The organism is Natroniella sulfidigena, assembly GCF_023223645.1.
Classification (GTDB): domain Bacteria; phylum Bacillota; class Halanaerobiia; order Halobacteroidales; family Halobacteroidaceae; genus Natroniella; species Natroniella sulfidigena.
In genome coordinates, this window is sequence record NZ_JALKBY010000010.1 from 1 (window position 1) to 15,857 (window position 15,857).

12 protein-coding genes are annotated in these 15,857 nt (G+C 34.3%); 7 read left to right on the forward strand and 5 right to left on the reverse strand.

The genetic code is table 11. The annotated features are described in order from the left end of the window. Positions 1-1,271 (forward strand): universal stress protein (locus tag MWH28_RS07590; RefSeq protein WP_248618708.1); only part of this gene is annotated, 1,271 nt, incomplete at its 5' end. Between the two features lie 191 nt (positions 1,272-1,462). Here the strand turns inward: MWH28_RS07590 and htpG are convergent. Then, positions 1,463-3,331 carry a molecular chaperone HtpG gene (gene htpG, locus MWH28_RS07595; RefSeq protein WP_248618709.1) on the reverse strand — a complete coding sequence of 623 codons (1,869 nt, stop codon included), beginning with the start codon at positions 3,329-3,331 and terminating at the stop codon, positions 1,463-1,465. A gap of 384 nt (positions 3,332-3,715) precedes the next feature. On the opposite strand from htpG, the gene MWH28_RS07600 reads away from it, so the two are divergent. Continuing rightward, on the forward strand, positions 3,716-5,575 hold the full coding sequence (locus MWH28_RS07600) for a methyl-accepting chemotaxis protein (RefSeq protein WP_248618710.1): 1,860 nt from the start codon (positions 3,716-3,718) through the stop codon (positions 5,573-5,575). Between the two features lie 221 nt (positions 5,576-5,796). Continuing rightward, complete coding sequence (locus MWH28_RS07605; RefSeq protein ID WP_248618711.1) at positions 5,797-6,786, forward strand: diaminopimelate dehydrogenase; 990 nt, start codon at positions 5,797-5,799, stop codon at positions 6,784-6,786. Between the two features lie 150 nt (positions 6,787-6,936). Here MWH28_RS07605 and MWH28_RS07610 read toward each other — a convergent pair whose 3' ends face one another. After that, positions 6,937-7,242 carry a late competence development ComFB family protein gene (locus MWH28_RS07610; protein ID WP_248618712.1) on the reverse strand — a complete coding sequence of 102 codons (306 nt, stop codon included), beginning with the start codon at positions 7,240-7,242 and terminating at the stop codon, positions 6,937-6,939. 83 nt (positions 7,243-7,325) lie between these two features. Continuing rightward, positions 7,326-7,736, reverse strand: coding sequence for a putative ABC transporter permease (locus tag MWH28_RS07615; RefSeq protein ID WP_248618713.1), 411 nt, complete (start codon positions 7,734-7,736; stop codon positions 7,326-7,328). 138 nt (positions 7,737-7,874) lie between these two features. On the opposite strand from MWH28_RS07615, the gene MWH28_RS07620 reads away from it, so the two are divergent. Then, positions 7,875-9,281, forward strand: a complete 1,407-nt coding sequence (locus MWH28_RS07620; RefSeq protein ID WP_248618714.1) for an MATE family efflux transporter — start codon at positions 7,875-7,877, stop codon at positions 9,279-9,281. A gap of 371 nt (positions 9,282-9,652) precedes the next feature. Here the strand turns inward: MWH28_RS07620 and MWH28_RS07625 are convergent, their stop codons facing one another. Then, complete coding sequence (locus tag MWH28_RS07625; RefSeq protein WP_248618715.1) at positions 9,653-11,521, reverse strand: methyl-accepting chemotaxis protein; 1,869 nt, start codon at positions 11,519-11,521, stop codon at positions 9,653-9,655. A gap of 300 nt (positions 11,522-11,821) precedes the next feature. Between MWH28_RS07625 and MWH28_RS07630 the strand changes: the two genes are divergently transcribed. After that, entirely contained in the window at positions 11,822-12,235 is a 414-nt protein-coding gene (locus tag MWH28_RS07630; protein WP_248618716.1) for a DUF1284 domain-containing protein, read from the forward strand. Positions 12,236-12,330: 95 nt separating this feature from the next. Here MWH28_RS07630 and MWH28_RS07635 read toward each other — a convergent pair whose 3' ends face one another. Further along, positions 12,331-13,191, reverse strand: coding sequence for a DUF4349 domain-containing protein (locus MWH28_RS07635; protein ID WP_248618717.1), 861 nt, complete (start codon positions 13,189-13,191; stop codon positions 12,331-12,333). 437 nt (positions 13,192-13,628) lie between these two features. On the opposite strand from MWH28_RS07635, the gene MWH28_RS07640 reads away from it, so the two are divergent. Next, positions 13,629-14,924: an MFS transporter gene (locus MWH28_RS07640; RefSeq protein ID WP_248618719.1), complete on the forward strand. Its 1,296-nt coding sequence runs from the start codon at positions 13,629-13,631 to the stop codon at positions 14,922-14,924. A gap of 197 nt (positions 14,925-15,121) precedes the next feature. Further along, positions 15,122-15,754, forward strand: coding sequence for a corrinoid protein (locus tag MWH28_RS07645; RefSeq protein ID WP_248618720.1), 633 nt, complete (start codon positions 15,122-15,124; stop codon positions 15,752-15,754). The last annotated feature ends 103 nt before the right edge of the window (positions 15,755-15,857 follow it).

Consider the following 15,857-nt stretch of genomic DNA (forward strand, 5'->3'; position numbering starts at 1 on the left):
CATCTAGAAGTTTAGTCAAAAGTATGGTACAATTATTCATGATTTCATCTCCTTTGATTTCATGGATTTTGTACTGGGGAGTACGTATCCATTTAATCAAAGGAGTTTTATTTTTTCAAGAACTTTTTATAAAAAACGATGCAACGCTAGTGATCGAAAGGGTTAAATTTGAATTTTTTGAATCAGTTAATTCGGTCAATCCTAACTATAAAGAACGAGAAAAAGAATTGCTGAGGAAAGAAAAAGAGAAGATTGAGAAGTTAGGTCTTGATGTAAAAACTTCTGTCTTAGTTGGTTCACCTGCTGATAAGATAGTTGAGACTGCAGAGTCGGAAGGTGTTGATTTGATTTTAATGGCTTCACAGGGAAAAGGATATATCAAAGAGTTATTATTAGGAAGTATTACCTTCAATGTGATAAGAACTAGTAATGTTCCTGTACTAATAGAGAAACATACAGGGGTTAAAGAAAAAATTGAGGTTTTTTCTAATAATAAGTTTAAGAAGGTTTTAGTTCCAATTAATACCTCTAAACTTTCTGAAAAGTTATTTGATAAAGTTAAAAGTGCTAAAGGTACTATTAAAAATCTTGTGCTTTTATCTGTGATAGAACAAATTACTAATCAAGATAAATTGAACAAGATAAAAAAATCTACTAAAGAGCGGTTAGAAGAATTAAAAGTTCAGTTAGAAGAAGAGGAGATTAATGTTGAGACTAAAGTTAAAGTAGGTATAGCTTCTCAAAACATCTTAAAGGTTGCTCAAAAAGAAGATGTAAGTTTAATTATGATGCCTACAACAGGGGCAGGAAAACTTCGCGAGATTATGATTGGGAGTACAGCAAATGCAGTAATTAGAAACTCTAAAAGAGATCTGATGGTCTTTCCATCTGCCAGTTTATTAACTCCAACCCTTAAACAAGGTAGTCAAATGAAGTTGCTTAAAAAGAGTAATAAATTGGTCAGTGAATTGATGAGCTTTTATTTTGAATTGGGGATTAAGGAGGTTCAAGTTGATGTAGAACATAAGCCTGATGAAGTGATAACCTGTATTCAAGGTCAGAAAGAAGATCTATCTTCTGATAAGGTAGATGAGTTAGATGATTTCTTAAATACTGCGCGGGTGACTCAAGTTGAAGAGTATTATTGGGAGTTAGTAGGTGAGAGTAATCGCTCTACAGAATTATCTTTGATTGGAATGATAACTGATAAAGCAGAAATTGAATATGAAGATGATATATTGAAGGTTAAAATTTATATGAGTCATAAATAATAAACTTTATTGTGGTACGAAAGTGCCACAATAAAGTTTATTACTGTTAAGTTTAAGTTTGAGTCTAAGTAAAGAGTAAATCTCTATTTTTTAATGGTTTACTTAACCTTAAACTGAGAGTTTAACTATAAAAAATAATTTTCTTAATTAAAATAAATAAAAGCGAGGCTATTAACAGCCTCGCCTTTAACTTATTTTGCTTTGCTCATTAGATCGGTAATCTTAGTAGTAAATTCAACTGGATCTTCTGGGGTAAATCCTTCAACTAAAGAAGAAAGATTATAGAGTAATTCGCTATATTCCTGTAAAGTTTCAGCTTCTGGATCTTGATTATAGATCTCTTGTAATGTTGTAAATAGCTGATGATTAGGATTAAGCTCAAGGATTCGTTGGGCTTGACCTAAATTTTGTTCCATCTGATTGAATACTTTTTCCATAGACATACTCAATCCTTGTTGACCACTGACTAGACAGACAGCACTTGATTTTAACCTTTTACTTAAGCGAACATCATCTACTTTATCAGCTAAGTGTTCTTTAATCTTCTCTAATAATCCTTCAACCTCTTCTTCTTCCTCCGTTTCTGATTCATCTTCTAGATCTAGATCTTCTCGGAGGACAGATTTGAACTCAAAGTCTTGGTAATCACCTAAGATATTGATTACAAATTCAGCAACTTCATCAAGTAAATAAAGTACTTCTAAATCTTTATCTTGTACTAACTCCATTTGTGGTAAGTTTTCAATACTAGTTCGATCTTGACCAACTACATAATAGATGGACTCTTGTTCTTCTGGCATTCGTTCGACATATTCTGCTAGAGTTGTCTTTTCTTCTTCTAGGTGTGAAGAGGAGAAAAGTAACAGATCGACTAATTTGTCTTGTTTATCAGGATTAGAATAGATCCCACCTTTAATTGCTTTACCAAACTCCTGCCAAAACTTTTCATACTTTTCACGTTGGTTATTGAGCATCTTCTTTAGATTTCTTAGGATTACCTTTTCTGCATTCTTAGCAATTACTTTAAGTTGTTTATTGTTTTGTAACATTTCTCGTGAAATATTTAAAGAGAAATCTGGTGAATCGATCAATCCTTTAACAAATTGTAAATAATTTGGTAGTAGTTCTTGGCACTCTTCCATAATCAGATTATCTTTAGAATAGAGCTTGATACCAGTTTTAAAGTCTGGTGAAAAGAGATCATTAGGTGCTGTTTGAGGAATGAATAACAGACCTGTAAATTTGACTAGACCCTCTACTGACCAATGAATAGTCTCTAATGGTTCCTGCCAATCTGTAAAGTTTCTTTTATAAAATTCAGTATATTCTTCTTCACTAACCTCATCTTCATTCTTCTTCCAAAGCGGAGTCATACTATTTAGAGTTTGAACCTCTGTTCCTTCTTCTGTAGGAACTTCCATTGTAATAGGATATCTGACATAATTAGAATACTGCTTAACTAAGTTTTTGATTGTCTGCGGATCAGTAAAGTCTTCTTCATCTCCTTGAGCAGTAAATTCTTCTCTTAATTTGAGTTTGATTGTAGTTCCTCGTTCTTTTTTAACAGCATCTTCAATTGAATAAGTACCATCACCTGTTGATTCCCACTTGACTGCTTCTTCACCTACTGCTTTAGTAATTAATGTTACTTTTTCAGCAACCATAAATGAAGAATAAAATCCAACTCCAAATTGGCCGATTAGATCGATATTTTCTTTATCCTGTTTTAACTTTCTGAGAAACTCTTTAGTACCGGATTGAGCAATAGTACCGATATTTTCGATAACATCTTCGTAAGTCATACCGATTCCATTATCCGAGATAATAAATAGGTTATTTTCTTGATCTACTTCGAGATTGATTTCAAATTCTGAATCATCTGCGATCAACTCTGGTTCAGTCAATGCTTTGAACTTAATCTTATCAATAGCATCAGAAGCGTTAGAGATCAACTCGCGTAAAAAGATTTCTTGATTGGTATAAATAGAGTTGATCATTAGATCTAGTAGTTGTTCTGTTTGAGCTTGAAACTCTTTGGTTTCTGTTTGTTGAGTAGTCATTGTGAACTCCTCCTTTATATAACTAGTTTTTAATTTAGAATTAGATTTTAATGTTTTTGATTTTTACTAATCACTAATTACTAGTAACCAATCACTAGTAACCAATCACTAGTCACTAATCACTAGTCACTAATCACTAGTCACTAATCACTAATAACTATTTTAGCATTTAATATTTTTATTGTCAAAAAAGAGATTTTTTATAATAATTGGTTTTGTTAGTTAGAATCAAATTATTTTCTGAATATTTTGATTTAAATAAAGGGAAATAACTTCTGTCGTAGAATTAATAACAATATGAAGTTGTGTAATTATTTACATAAATATGTTGAATAAACTAAAAAAGTATTAATCAAGAATAGTTATTCTTTAGGAGGGGGAATGATGAAGTTGAATTTAAGTTTAAAACAGAAATTAATCTTTTCTATTTCATTACTGGTAGCAGTACCGTTATTGATTTACGGATGGATTACTTATAATCGTGAAGTAAATAATATTCGTACTGGGGTAATGGAGCAGGAGGAAGCTATAGTTAATCAATTAGTAGAAAGAGTTGAAGAGACGATGGTCTCTCAAATGGAATTGTTGGAGGTAACTGCAGGAATTGGTGAGGTAGTAAGTATGGAGCCAGAGCAACAGGAAGGAACTTTAGAGGATATTCAGAGAGGCAATCCAATTTTTGAGCTACTCTTTGTTCTTGATCAAGATGGTACACTGATTGCTCATGGTTCAGAATCGGAAGAAAATGAGGCTTTAATAGGAGGAGATTTTAGTGATCGAGATTATTTTCAAGCAGCGATTAAGGGAGATCACTTCTTTTCTGATTCTATGATTTCACGCCAAACAGATTTACCAACCTCTAGTCTAGCTGTTCCGATTGAAGAGGATGGTGAGCAAGTTGGAGTATTAGCAGCTACTGTCAGCTTTGCAGAGTTACAGCAGATTATTGATGATTTTAGTGAAGAGGATGAATTTGCTTATATTACTGATAGTGAAGGGACATTGGTTGCCCATCCCGATTATGAAAGGGTGTTGGCCCAAGATAATATTGGTGAAGCAAATGAGGTAGTAGCTGAAGCGTTGGAAGGAAGAAGTGGAGTTGGGGAGTATTACAATACCCAAGGGGTTGAGATGTTGGGAGCTTATGCTCCAGTTGATCAGTTAGATTGGGTTGTAGTTGCTCAGGCTACTACTGAGTCTGCTTTCAGTCAAGTTGATAATATTTTGTGGCAGACAATTTTGATTTTAGTTATTGCAATTATAATTGCAATAATTGTGGCTTTGTTTATAGCTAATAATTTTTCAAAGCCGATTCAGGAACTAGTAACTAAGATGCGGGAAGTAGGTCAAGGAAATCTAAAAGCTAGAGTTGATATTGATCGTAGTGATGAAATAGGGGAGTTAGCTGATAACTTTAATCGAATGGTAACTGAAGAGGCTGAGATTGTTGCTGATATAATTGATGTTACAGAAACACTTGCTTCTTCTGGAGAAGAGTTATCTGCTCTTGCTGAAGAAGCTAGCGGGAATGTTGAGACTACAGCAGGAAATATGCAGCAGATGTCAGCAGGAATAGAGGAAGTATCTGCTACGACAGAGAAGATAAATGATTTTGCTGAAGAGACTGCGGTTAGTGCTGAAGAAGGGCAAGTTAAGATTGAAGAGGCAGTTTCTGAGATGGAATCCATTAAAGAAACTGTAACTAAAGCAGTTGAAAGTATTAATGATTTAGGTGATAGCTCTGATCAGATCGGTCAGATTATCGAGTTGATTACTAATATAGCAGAACAGACCAACCTTTTGGCTTTAAATGCAGCAATTGAGGCAGCACGAGCAGGTGAGCATGGACAAGGTTTTGCGGTAGTGGCGGAAGAGATTCGTCAGTTAGCAGAAGAGACTACTGCTGCTACGGATAAAATTTCTGGTTTGGTTAAGCAGACCCAGTCAGAAGCTGATAATGCTATTTCAGCAGTTAAAACAGGTGCTGATGAGGTAGAGCAAGGAGAAGAGGTTATTAATCAAGCAGGAGTAGCATTTAATCAGATAGTAGAGGAGATTAATAATACGACTGCTCAACTTCAAGATACAACCGCTGTAATTCAACAGTTGGCTACAGGTAGTGATGAAGTAGTCAAGGCAACCGATGAGATAACTAAAGTAACTGATGAGGTTACTAGTTCTTCATTAGATTTGACTGAACTAGCGGAGGAGTTAAATCAATTGGTCAATAAATTTGAGATTTAAACTGTTAAAAATAAATAGAGAAACTGAAGGATATCAGTCTAGGCTGGTATCCTTTTTTAAATGAAGTCAAAAGATAGAGATTAGACTTGACAAGGGAATATTAATATATTATTATATATAATGAAAATGATTTTCATTATGCTAAAAACAGTCTGTGCTATAGGAAAATACATAACAAATTAAGATCTAAGCAATATTATTGATAATAGGAGGGAAAGCAGATGGAAAAAATCAAAGTTGGAATTGTAGGATATGGTAACTTAGGTAAAGGAGTTCAGTCTGCAGTCAAACAAAATTCAGATATAGAATTGGTAGGTGTATTTACTAGAAGGCCTGTAGATACTGTAGATGTTAATGAAGAAGGAGTCGAAGTTATAAATGTAGCTGATGCAGAAGATTATGTTGATCAGATAGATGTAATGTTATTGTGTGGTGGTTCAGCTACTGATCTTCCTGTGCAAGGGCCAAAGTTCGCTGCAATGTTCAATACGGTGGATAGCTTTGATACCCATGCTAAGATTCCAGAGTATTATGAAGAGATGAATCAGATTGCTGAAGAGAATGGGAACACTAGTGCGATCAGTATTGGTTGGGATCCAGGGCTATTCTCAATGAATAGAATGTTGGCAGGAGCTGTTCTTCCTGAAGGTAAAGGATATACTTTTTGGGGACGAGGAGTCAGCCAAGGTCACTCTGATGCGATCAGAAGAATAGATGGTGTTAAGGATGCAGTTCAATATACTATTCCGATTGATGAAGCGATTGAGAAGGTAAGAGAAGGCCAAAATCCTGAATTGACTACTAAGGAAAAACATCTAAGAGATTGTTATGTAGTAGTTGAAGAAGGAGCAGATAAAGATAAAATTGCTGAAGAGATCAAGACGATGCCTAATTATTTTGCAGATTATAAGACGACAGTCAGTTTTGTTAGTGCAGAAGAGTTAGCAGAAGATCATTCTGCAATGCCTCATGGTGGATTTGTAATTCGTAGTGGGCAGACGGGAGAAGATAAAGAGAATAATCAGATTATAGAGTTCTCTTTGAAGCTTGATAGTAACCCTGAATTTACAGCCAGTGTCTTAGTGGCATATGCACGAGCGATACATCGTTTGAATCAAGAAGGACAGACAGGGGCTAAGACAGTCTTTGATGTTCCCTTGTCCTATTTATCTGATAAATCAGCAGCAGAGTTAAGAAAAGAATTACTTTAGCAGAAATAAGACAGTATCCTTAGGGATGCTGTCTTACTTTATTAGGAAGTTATGTTTTTGAAGATTATGGATAACTTTTCTCAGTTTATGTTTATTGATTTTACTTAAACTTAGACTTAGTCTTAGACTATGGCCGAAGGCTATTTTTATTTAAGCATGGCTAGGGTTTTTAGAGATTGTTTGAATTGCTTGAATTACCTTTAAATCGAAATCAATCTGTGACTGTTCTTCGAATTCATCTAATCTAGTCATTACATCGCCTTTGGCAGTAGTAATATATTTTGCAGGAAGAGTATTGAGAGCATAAGAAGCCATATCAAATAGACATTGTTCACAGGTACAGATATTTTCAAATTCTTTTTCTGTCAATAGTTTTTCTAATTTATCTAAGACTACATCTTCAGTATGATTATGTAATTTCTCCTGCTGAATCTTATTAAATATTTCATTATTCATAGCTATCCCTCCAGTAGTTTTATTTTATTATATCATTCAAGTATTACAAAATAAACCTACCTTTGGTTTTAATTTAAAATTATTTAATTAACTTCAATCTTTAATCTGATCAATAGTTTATAAAGTCTTTCAAATAATAATCCTACTATAAACCACAATGGAGCGTAATCTAATCTAATCAACCCATCGATTGAAAGAGGTGCATGAGTATAATCCCAAGGGCGAACATTTAATGTAGTCAATAATAACCAGCCAGTAATATATTCAGCGACAAAGATAAGTACCGTATAACTCCCTCCTCGTAAGATAATTGGCCAGTCTTTAATCTTTCTATAAATCGGTTCTAAGAAGATTGCTAATCCATAGATTGGAAACATCCACAGAGAAGTCCAACTTCTTAAAACGAGATTGCCTTCTATTAAAGAATTTAATCCAGTCCAGAAGACTTCTAGACACCACCCCAGCAAACCGTAAATAACAAATCTAATAATCATATCTTTAGTATTGATAAAAGAAGAGAAGAATATGCAAACTTTTTGCAGTGGATTTTTAGTGATTATGAAGAGATGTAGAATTATAGGTTCTTTTATGATAAACTACTTATAAATACTAAACAAAAGGAGCAGATTTAGATGATCGAATTGACGGAACAATCAAATTTAAAAGAGATGAGAAAGAGTATCATTCAGTTAGCTTGGCCCGCTGTATTGCGTATGTTATTAGAAAGTATAGTAGGGACGATAGATATTATTATGGTAGGCAGTTTAGGGGCAGCTTCTTTGGCAGCAGTTGATGTCAGTAACCGGATAGTTCTTTTAGTTGTTGGTTCTTTAACAGCTTTAACGATCGGTTCTACTGCATTGGTAGCTCGTTATGTAGGGGCCAACGATCAACAAAAAGTTGATGATGTTATTTGGCAATCACTACTGATTGGGTTTTTATTACCCTTAACTTTAGTAGTGATTGGTTTTTTATTTGCAGATGATATGTTGAGATTAATGATGATCTTAATGGAAGAGGTAGATCCTGTTATTTTAGAAGAGGGAAGTACTTATATCAAGATTGTTTTTAGTTCTATGATCTTTGGTTTGCCTGTAATGGTAGTTACTGCAGTCTTACAGGGGCTTGGTGATATGAAGACTCCACTTTATATTATGTTAGCTACCAATTTGGCTAATGTAATAGGAAATTATATCTTGATCTTTGGGGTTGGAGTTTTTCCTCAGTTGGGAGTGATGGGGGCTGCACTGGGAACAGGATTTGGTAGATTGGTAGGAGCGATAGTAAGTTTTGTAGTCTTAATTAAGGGTGATACTTCGATTAGATTAAATTGGGCCAACATTAAGTGGAAACTTGACTGGAAGGTGATTAAGGAGATATTCAGTATCGGTATTCCTTCGGCAGTTGAGCAATCTATTAGACAGAGTAGTCAAATTATATATACTGCTTTGATTGCTGGATTAGGTACGTTAACAATTGCAGCTAATGCTATAATTATCAATATGTTGATGATTCCTGTGATGTTTGGGTTTGGCTTTGCTGTAGCTGCTACGACTTTAGTAGGTCAAAGCTTAGGGGCCAAAAAACATCAGCTAGCTAAGGCATATGGCAAGCAGTCGACCTATATAACGATGGTATTGATGAGTATAATATCTGTTCCAATGTTTATTTGGGCTAGACCGATCATTAAGTTATATACTGATAACCCTGAAGTAGTTATGATTGCTGAGCCAGTCTTAAGGGGTGTGATCTTCATGCAGCCGTTGTTTGCGGTGGTGATGGTTTTGAAAGGAGCCTTACGAGGAGCAGGAGATACAAAATGGACGATGTATATTACTGCTATTGGTAATTGGGGAGTTAGGTTGATTTTGAGTCTAATATTTGGCTATTATTTAGGTTATGGATTTATAGGCTTTTGGATTGGAATGGCAGGTGAGATGGTAGTAAGGGGGATCTTGTTAGTTTGGAGATATGAGTCTGATAGATGGCAGCAGGTGTATGAGTTGAAAGAAGAAAGGGAGTTAGTAGCTGATTGTTAAATAATGTGGCACTTTCGTGCCACATTATTGAGTTGACAGTGTACGGTGGATACGGTTTTTGTGATTTTCACGAAGGGTCTTGATAAAGACCCGTAGGTACAGTTTACAGTGGATAGAAAAAATCTAAGAGCTGATTTTTTCATCACGAAAGGTTCAAAGAACCTGAAGGAATAGATCAAAATCATAAAAGGCAAAAATCTCTGAAAAACCTTATATCTAAGGATTTAAAGTGGTTTTGATCTTAAGGTTTTAAGTCCTTTAACTGTACACTATACACTGTAAACTGTACACTGATATTTAGTGGCAAAGTGCCACTAAATATCAATTCAGTTCAAATTTAAGATACTCACTTACTGTTACTAATTACTACCTCAAATCTTAAATTCCTCCACGAGGGTTTGTAAATTTTGAGCCATTTTGGCCAATTCTTGAGATGAGTTAGTTACTTCATCAGACATATTCTTTATTTCTGCTGTAGCATTGTTTATTTCATTACTATTTTGTGCTATTTCGTTGGTAGCATTGGCAGTCTGTTCAATTTGATTTGAGGTTTCTGTGATTGTTTCTTGGATTTCTCTAAACTTAGCACCTGTTCTTTCCACAATCTCTTTTCCTTCTTTGGTTTTTTCTTCTACCTCAGTGACTGCTGTTAATCCTTTGCTAGATTGTTGTTGGACTTTATTGATTAGATCAGAAATGTTTTTAGTTGCCTGTGAAGTCTCTTCTGCTAATTCTCTAATTTCATCTGCGACCACTGCAAAGCCTTGTCCATGTTCATTTGCCCTAGCTGCTTCTATCGCTGCATTTAATGCTAATAAATTAGTCTGTTCGGCGATATTTGTAATTAATTCAATGATTTCTTCAATCTTTTTGGCATTGGTATCTAAATCATTGATGATAGTTACAGTTTTTTGAACTGAGGTATTAATCTCAGTGATGCTATCGACGGTAGCTTCGATATCGTTGGCCCCTGAGTCTGCTTGAAAAGTGGCTGATTCAGAGTAACTGGCTACCTCTTGAGCACTGCTTGAAATCTGTTGGATTGCTGCAGACATATTTTCAATTAAGCCATTAGTATTATCTATCGTTGCATTGCCTTCTTCTGCTGAAGCTGATAATTGCTGGCTATAAGCTGATAGATTTTGTACGCTAGTTGATAATTCCTTGATTACCTCTTTGAGATTATTGTTCATTGTATTAAAAGATCGGGCCAAAGTCCCAAATTCATCCTTGCGGTCTGTCCATTTACTATCTAATTGAGCTGAGAAATCTTTATTAGCTATCTGTTGGCTATAGTTACTGATAATAGTTAAAGGATTGGTAATGTAATTACCAATCTTAAAGCTGACAGCTAATAAAATTATTAAGGCAATCACCAATAAAATAATCAAAATATTTCTAACATTACTGATTGGTTCTTCAATAAATTCACGTGGTACTCTGGTTAATAATCTCCATTCATTGCTCTCAGGTATTTCTTGAAAGTATGTACGAGTTTGGATACCTTCATAGGTATATTCTATTGCTCCAGATTGCTGATTGAGTATTCTGTCTGCTACATCCTTAAGACCGCCTATTTCTGTTAGATTTTCTTCTAAGACCAATTCTGAATCAGGATGGGTAATAAAGAGGCCTTCACTATTAACTAAATATGAATAAGAGTCATCATGATCGACATTGATATCAGAAATAAAGTCGGTCAAGACATTTAGATTGACTGTTGCACCCATTAATCCAATTACTTCATTGTCTTCCTTGATTGGAGTAGCAATTACTGCAATTGGATTACCAGTTGAAATTGAGACTAAAGGTTCTGAAAGTACAGTTTCGCCTGCCATTACTTGTGGAAAGTAATCCCTGTCACCTACATTACCATCTTCACCAGCAGTTGCATTATATTCTCCAGTCGTATCTGCCATAAATAATACTTCATAGATATCAGAGTATTGTTGATGGCGTTCTTTTAGAAAATCTTCAGCTTGATCCCAGTCCATACTCTGAACAACAGGGGTTGCTGCATAGTCTTGTAGTTGATTTTTTTTATCTGTAAACCACTCACTGATATAGTCAGCATTTTGTTCTGTATTTTCTGTTACTGTATTGTCAATTATATTATGTATCCCATTACTGACTAGATGATTTGAGATGAGTATAATTGCTAGAAAAAGTACAACACTTACAATTGCTATGGTCAACATAAGTTTAGTGCCAATACTGTTGTTTAATTTTTCTTTAATCATTTAAAAGCCCTCCTAATTTTAGTACAACTATTATTTGAATTAAGTATGTAATAAAAAAACTTTCTACAAAACATGACAAAATCCTGCGAAAATATATACTTATAGAAGATTAATAATTTTCTAAAAAGTGATTAACAAGATATTAACTACTTAGATCTCAAAATATTTACCTGGATATTTAGACTAGTCTAAGAAAAACAAAGGTTTTAAAAGAAATGTCGGGAAGAGTTAATATAGCTTACAATGTACAGTTGATAGTTGCTGATTGAGAGTTGTTTATCTATAGAGGAGGAGCAAGAAATGAAGTTTAGAGCACATCATTTGATCTGTAGACTAGGTTTTCGAGGGTTGGGATATGATAAGCGTTTTGCTCGAGTAATGAAAGAAGTATTGGCTAGCTTTAAGCTGAATCCAGAGCTTAAATTGAAGATAGTCAAGGAAGCAGATATTCTCTGTGCTGCTTGCCCTAATAGAAAAGGGGCAGGTTGTTTTAAGGATCAAGATTCAGAGCAGGAAGCAGAGATAAAAAAGCTAGATCAGTTTGTAATCGATAAGCTTGGTTTAACAGAAGGTCAGATTTATTCATTAGCACAGCTTGAGCAGAGAATAGCCAAGCTGTTTACAGAAAGAGATTTAGAGGAGTTTTGTGGTTCCTGCCAGTGGAGGGAGTATGGTTATTGTCGGCAGGGATTGCAGGAATTAAAGGGAAAATAGCTTAAGTTTAAGGTTGAGGTTAAGGCTAAGTCAACCATTAAAAACATAATTGTTTAGGTCTTACTTAAACTTAGACTTAACCTTAAACTTAATATTTAATTCCGCCATTTACTAATTACTTTGTATCCTAAGAAAATAGTTATCACTAGCATAAGTAACCAAGGAAGTATCCTTCCGATGAAAATGATGATTAGGTGAATACTAGTAATAAATCCTTGGACTGCTTGTTGGAATGTTTCTGGCAGTCGATAATTATTAAATAATGGTGCTGGCTCGGTCAATCTCAGCCGAATTGTACTTAGGTTGATTTGATCATCATAACGTTCTAGTTGGTTTTCGATTCGTTCAATTTCAGTCCGTACCCGATTTAATTCCTTTTCAATCTCTAAGATCTCTTTAACTACTTCAGCTTCATTTAACAGTTTACGATACCTATCTTCTTGGGCGGATAGGTTTTTTTGTCGTACTTCTAGATCGATATAGTTATCAGTAACATCTTGACTGCTGATTTGCTTATCTTTCAGCTCTCCTAGCTTTTGTAAGTCGGAGATAAGTGCTGAGAAGTTATCAGCAGGAACTCGGATGGTATAAGAGTGTGATTGGCGTTGATCTCTTAGTTGTTGTTGGCGTGAATCGGATAGATACCCAGAATACTCTTCGATTAATTCTTCAACTATATCCTCACTGTCTGCTAAATCTGTAATTTCTAATTCTAGATTACCAGTGGTGATCAGTTTTCGCTCGGATTTAGTAACTGTTGCATCATTCTCAGCGATAGCATCAGTTGCTGGTTCTACGCTTTCTCTCCGGGCCAACTCCATCGACTCCCCTGGAGTCTCTACAGCAGGAGCAGAATCATTTCTACCGAAGGACGGAAGACAGCCTGTAGTAAGTAAGAGTGTAGTTAATAAGAATATGCCAAATAATAAACGGAGATGATTAGTTTTTTTTAGCATTTTGTTGCCTCCTTAGAGAATTATGGTGCTTTCAGTGTCGCAGCTATCAACCGTCAACAAAACAATAAAAGCTTTTAAGATTTTAGAGTGATAGCTGGTAACTATATTTTATCTTATTTTGGTCTGTTAAGCCAATTGAAAATTTTAGAATTCATTAGTAAAAGCAAGAATAGATAATAGTGAAGATTGAAAAACTTAATTACAATTCAGTTTAAGTTTGAGTTTGAGTCTAAGTCTAAGTAAGAGCTAAGCCCTTATGTTTCTAGTGGTTGACTTAAACTTACCTTCGGGTTTATAAAAACCCTTCGTAATAAAAACCATTTCCTCAGCCTTAAACTTAAGCTTTATATCAATAAAGTTTAATTTCAAGTATAAGTCTGCAAAAATTGTTTAATCATAAATAATAGCGTTATAATTTTTAGAAAGCAGGAGATATGATGGAACAAGAAGAAAAAGAGAAAATACGAGAAAAGATTGAGGAAAATTATAAATTTAACTTTTGGATTAATATTGGGGATGGGGCATTTTATACACTAGGTTTAGGACTGGTAGCGATTAATACAATTTTACCTTTGTTTGTTCGCCAGTTGACTGAATCGAAGTTTTTAGTAAGTCTAATTGTAGCAATTCATATGTTTGGAATTCATTTTCCACAGCTTTTTTCTGCTAAATGGATAAAAAGAGCTGAAATAAAGAAAAAGTATGTCTTGTTAATAGGTATCTTTCAGAGGTTACCTTGGTTGTTTTTAGCAGTTTTAACTTATTTATTATTTCCTGATAATCAGAGCTTATTATTGATTGCTTTTTTTATATTATGGGGATTTGAGAATATTTCTTCTGGATTGGTTGGCCCGCCATGGTTTGATATGGTCTTTAAAGTTATTCCACAAGAAAGAAGAGGGCGGTTTTTTGGATATCGAACCTTTATGAGTAGTATTTTAGAGGTTTTAGGAGCATTTGGAGCAGGATATATAATTAAATTTTTCGAATTTAGAATGGGATTTATTTTGTTATTTGCTCTAGCATTTATTAGTAAGATGATCTCTTACTTATTTTTAGTCTTTATCAAGGAGCCAGCTTATAATATTGAGCAGAAAGAAGAGGGTACTATAGAGTATCTACAACATTTGAAGGAGATTTTACAAAGTCAGAATAATTATCGCAACTATATATTAGCTGCTATTTTAGTGCAATTTATCGGTATGTCCAATGGACTATTTACAGTGGCAGGAATAGAGCGGTTGGATTTATCAGTAGAGGTAGCTAATGATTTAGTGGGGACTTTTACAATTATTTCAATTGCAAGTAAGAGTTTAACCAATATCTTATGGGGGTATGTAGGGGATAACTATGGACACAAGTTAGTTATTTTACTAGCAGCTGTCTTTAATGCTACTGGAGTATTGGTTGCTTTTTTTGCACAGCAGCGTTTTGCTTTTTATTTGGTATTTGTCTTAACTGGAATAGCATTAGGCGGAAATAGTGTTTCATTTATGACTATAATTCCTGACTTTTGTCCTGAGCTTGAAGAACGACCGCTTTATATTGGATTGACCAATACTATTGTTGGATTAACTGTAACTATTATTTCTTTATTAGGAGGATTGTTAGTTGATTTATATAATTATCGCCTTGTCTTTGCCATTACATTTGTGATGATTAGCTTAGGGGCGATCTTTTTAATGTTTAAAGTGGATGACCCTAAATATGAAAATAATTGTACAGAAAGTTAAATACTACTGATTAAAAATATTGAAACTTATAAAAAATTAATAAAAATTACTTGTATACTTTGATAATACAAAGTAATGAAGAAAAATAGTTAAAAAAGAGCAATTAAAACTTGAATAAATATTATTTTTTGATTACAATAAGAAGCAAGCTAACAAGATTATCTAAATAAATTCATTACTAGGGGGTATTGATAATAATGAGTAAAATGGAAGAGATTGTTGAAGAAGTTATTACAGGAAATGTTGATGGAGTAGCTGAGTTGGCCCAAGAATTAGTAGATGAAGGAACAAATCCAAGTGAAATCATTAAAAACGGATTAGTTGCAGGAATGGATATAGTAGGAGCTAGATTTAAGAAGAATGAAATGTTTGTACCAGAGGTCTTAATTGCTGCTAAAGCGATGCATGCAGGAATGGATATAGTTAAGCCATTATTGACCGAGGGAGAGAGTAGTTCTGCTGCAACTGTAATTATGGCTACAGTAGAAGGGGATTTACATGATATTGGTAAGAATTTAGTAGCAATGATGTTAGAAGGAGCAGGGTTTGAAGTGATTGATTTAGGAGTAGATATATCAGCAGATGAATTTGTAGAAGCAGTTAAAGAACATCAACCTGATATTATTGGTCTATCTGCATTATTAACTACGACAATGCCAGCTATGGAAGAGACTATTAAGTCCTTAGAAGAGGCAGGGGTTAGAGATCAAGTTAAGGTTATGGTTGGAGGAGCACCAGTTAGTCAAGAGTTTGCAGATGAGATCGATGCTGATGGTTATGCTGCAGATGGAAGCACTGCTACTGAAATAGCTAGAGAGTTTGTTAATTAAATAGATATAAAGTGGCGTTTTGCCACTTTATATCAGTTGACAGTGAACAGTTGACGGTTGACAGTTAAGAACATTAAGGTCATAAAATATTAAAAACATATAA

What these genes read in the sequence shown, in the direction of transcription:
- htpG (WP_248618709.1), bottom strand. Translation starts at nt 3,331, where the DNA reads ATGACTACTCAACAAACAGAAACCAAAGAGTTTCAAGCTCAAACAGAA.
- MWH28_RS07645 (WP_248618720.1), top strand. Translation starts at nt 15,122, where the DNA reads ATGAGTAAAATGGAAGAGATTGTTGAAGAAGTTATTACAGGAAATGTT.
- MWH28_RS07625 (WP_248618715.1), bottom strand. Translation starts at nt 11,521, where the DNA reads ATGATTAAAGAAAAATTAAACAACAGTATTGGCACTAAACTTATGTTG.
- MWH28_RS07600 (WP_248618710.1), top strand. Translation starts at nt 3,716, where the DNA reads ATGAAGTTGAATTTAAGTTTAAAACAGAAATTAATCTTTTCTATTTCA.
- MWH28_RS07605 (WP_248618711.1), top strand. Translation starts at nt 5,797, where the DNA reads ATGGAAAAAATCAAAGTTGGAATTGTAGGATATGGTAACTTAGGTAAA.
- MWH28_RS07610 (WP_248618712.1), bottom strand. Translation starts at nt 7,242, where the DNA reads ATGAATAATGAAATATTTAATAAGATTCAGCAGGAGAAATTACATAAT.
- MWH28_RS07620 (WP_248618714.1), top strand. Translation starts at nt 7,875, where the DNA reads ATGATCGAATTGACGGAACAATCAAATTTAAAAGAGATGAGAAAGAGT.
- MWH28_RS07635 (WP_248618717.1), bottom strand. Translation starts at nt 13,191, where the DNA reads ATGCTAAAAAAAACTAATCATCTCCGTTTATTATTTGGCATATTCTTA.
- MWH28_RS07630 (WP_248618716.1), top strand. Translation starts at nt 11,822, where the DNA reads ATGAAGTTTAGAGCACATCATTTGATCTGTAGACTAGGTTTTCGAGGG.
- MWH28_RS07640 (WP_248618719.1), top strand. Translation starts at nt 13,629, where the DNA reads ATGGAACAAGAAGAAAAAGAGAAAATACGAGAAAAGATTGAGGAAAAT.
- MWH28_RS07615 (WP_248618713.1), bottom strand. Translation starts at nt 7,736, where the DNA reads ATGATTATTAGATTTGTTATTTACGGTTTGCTGGGGTGGTGTCTAGAA.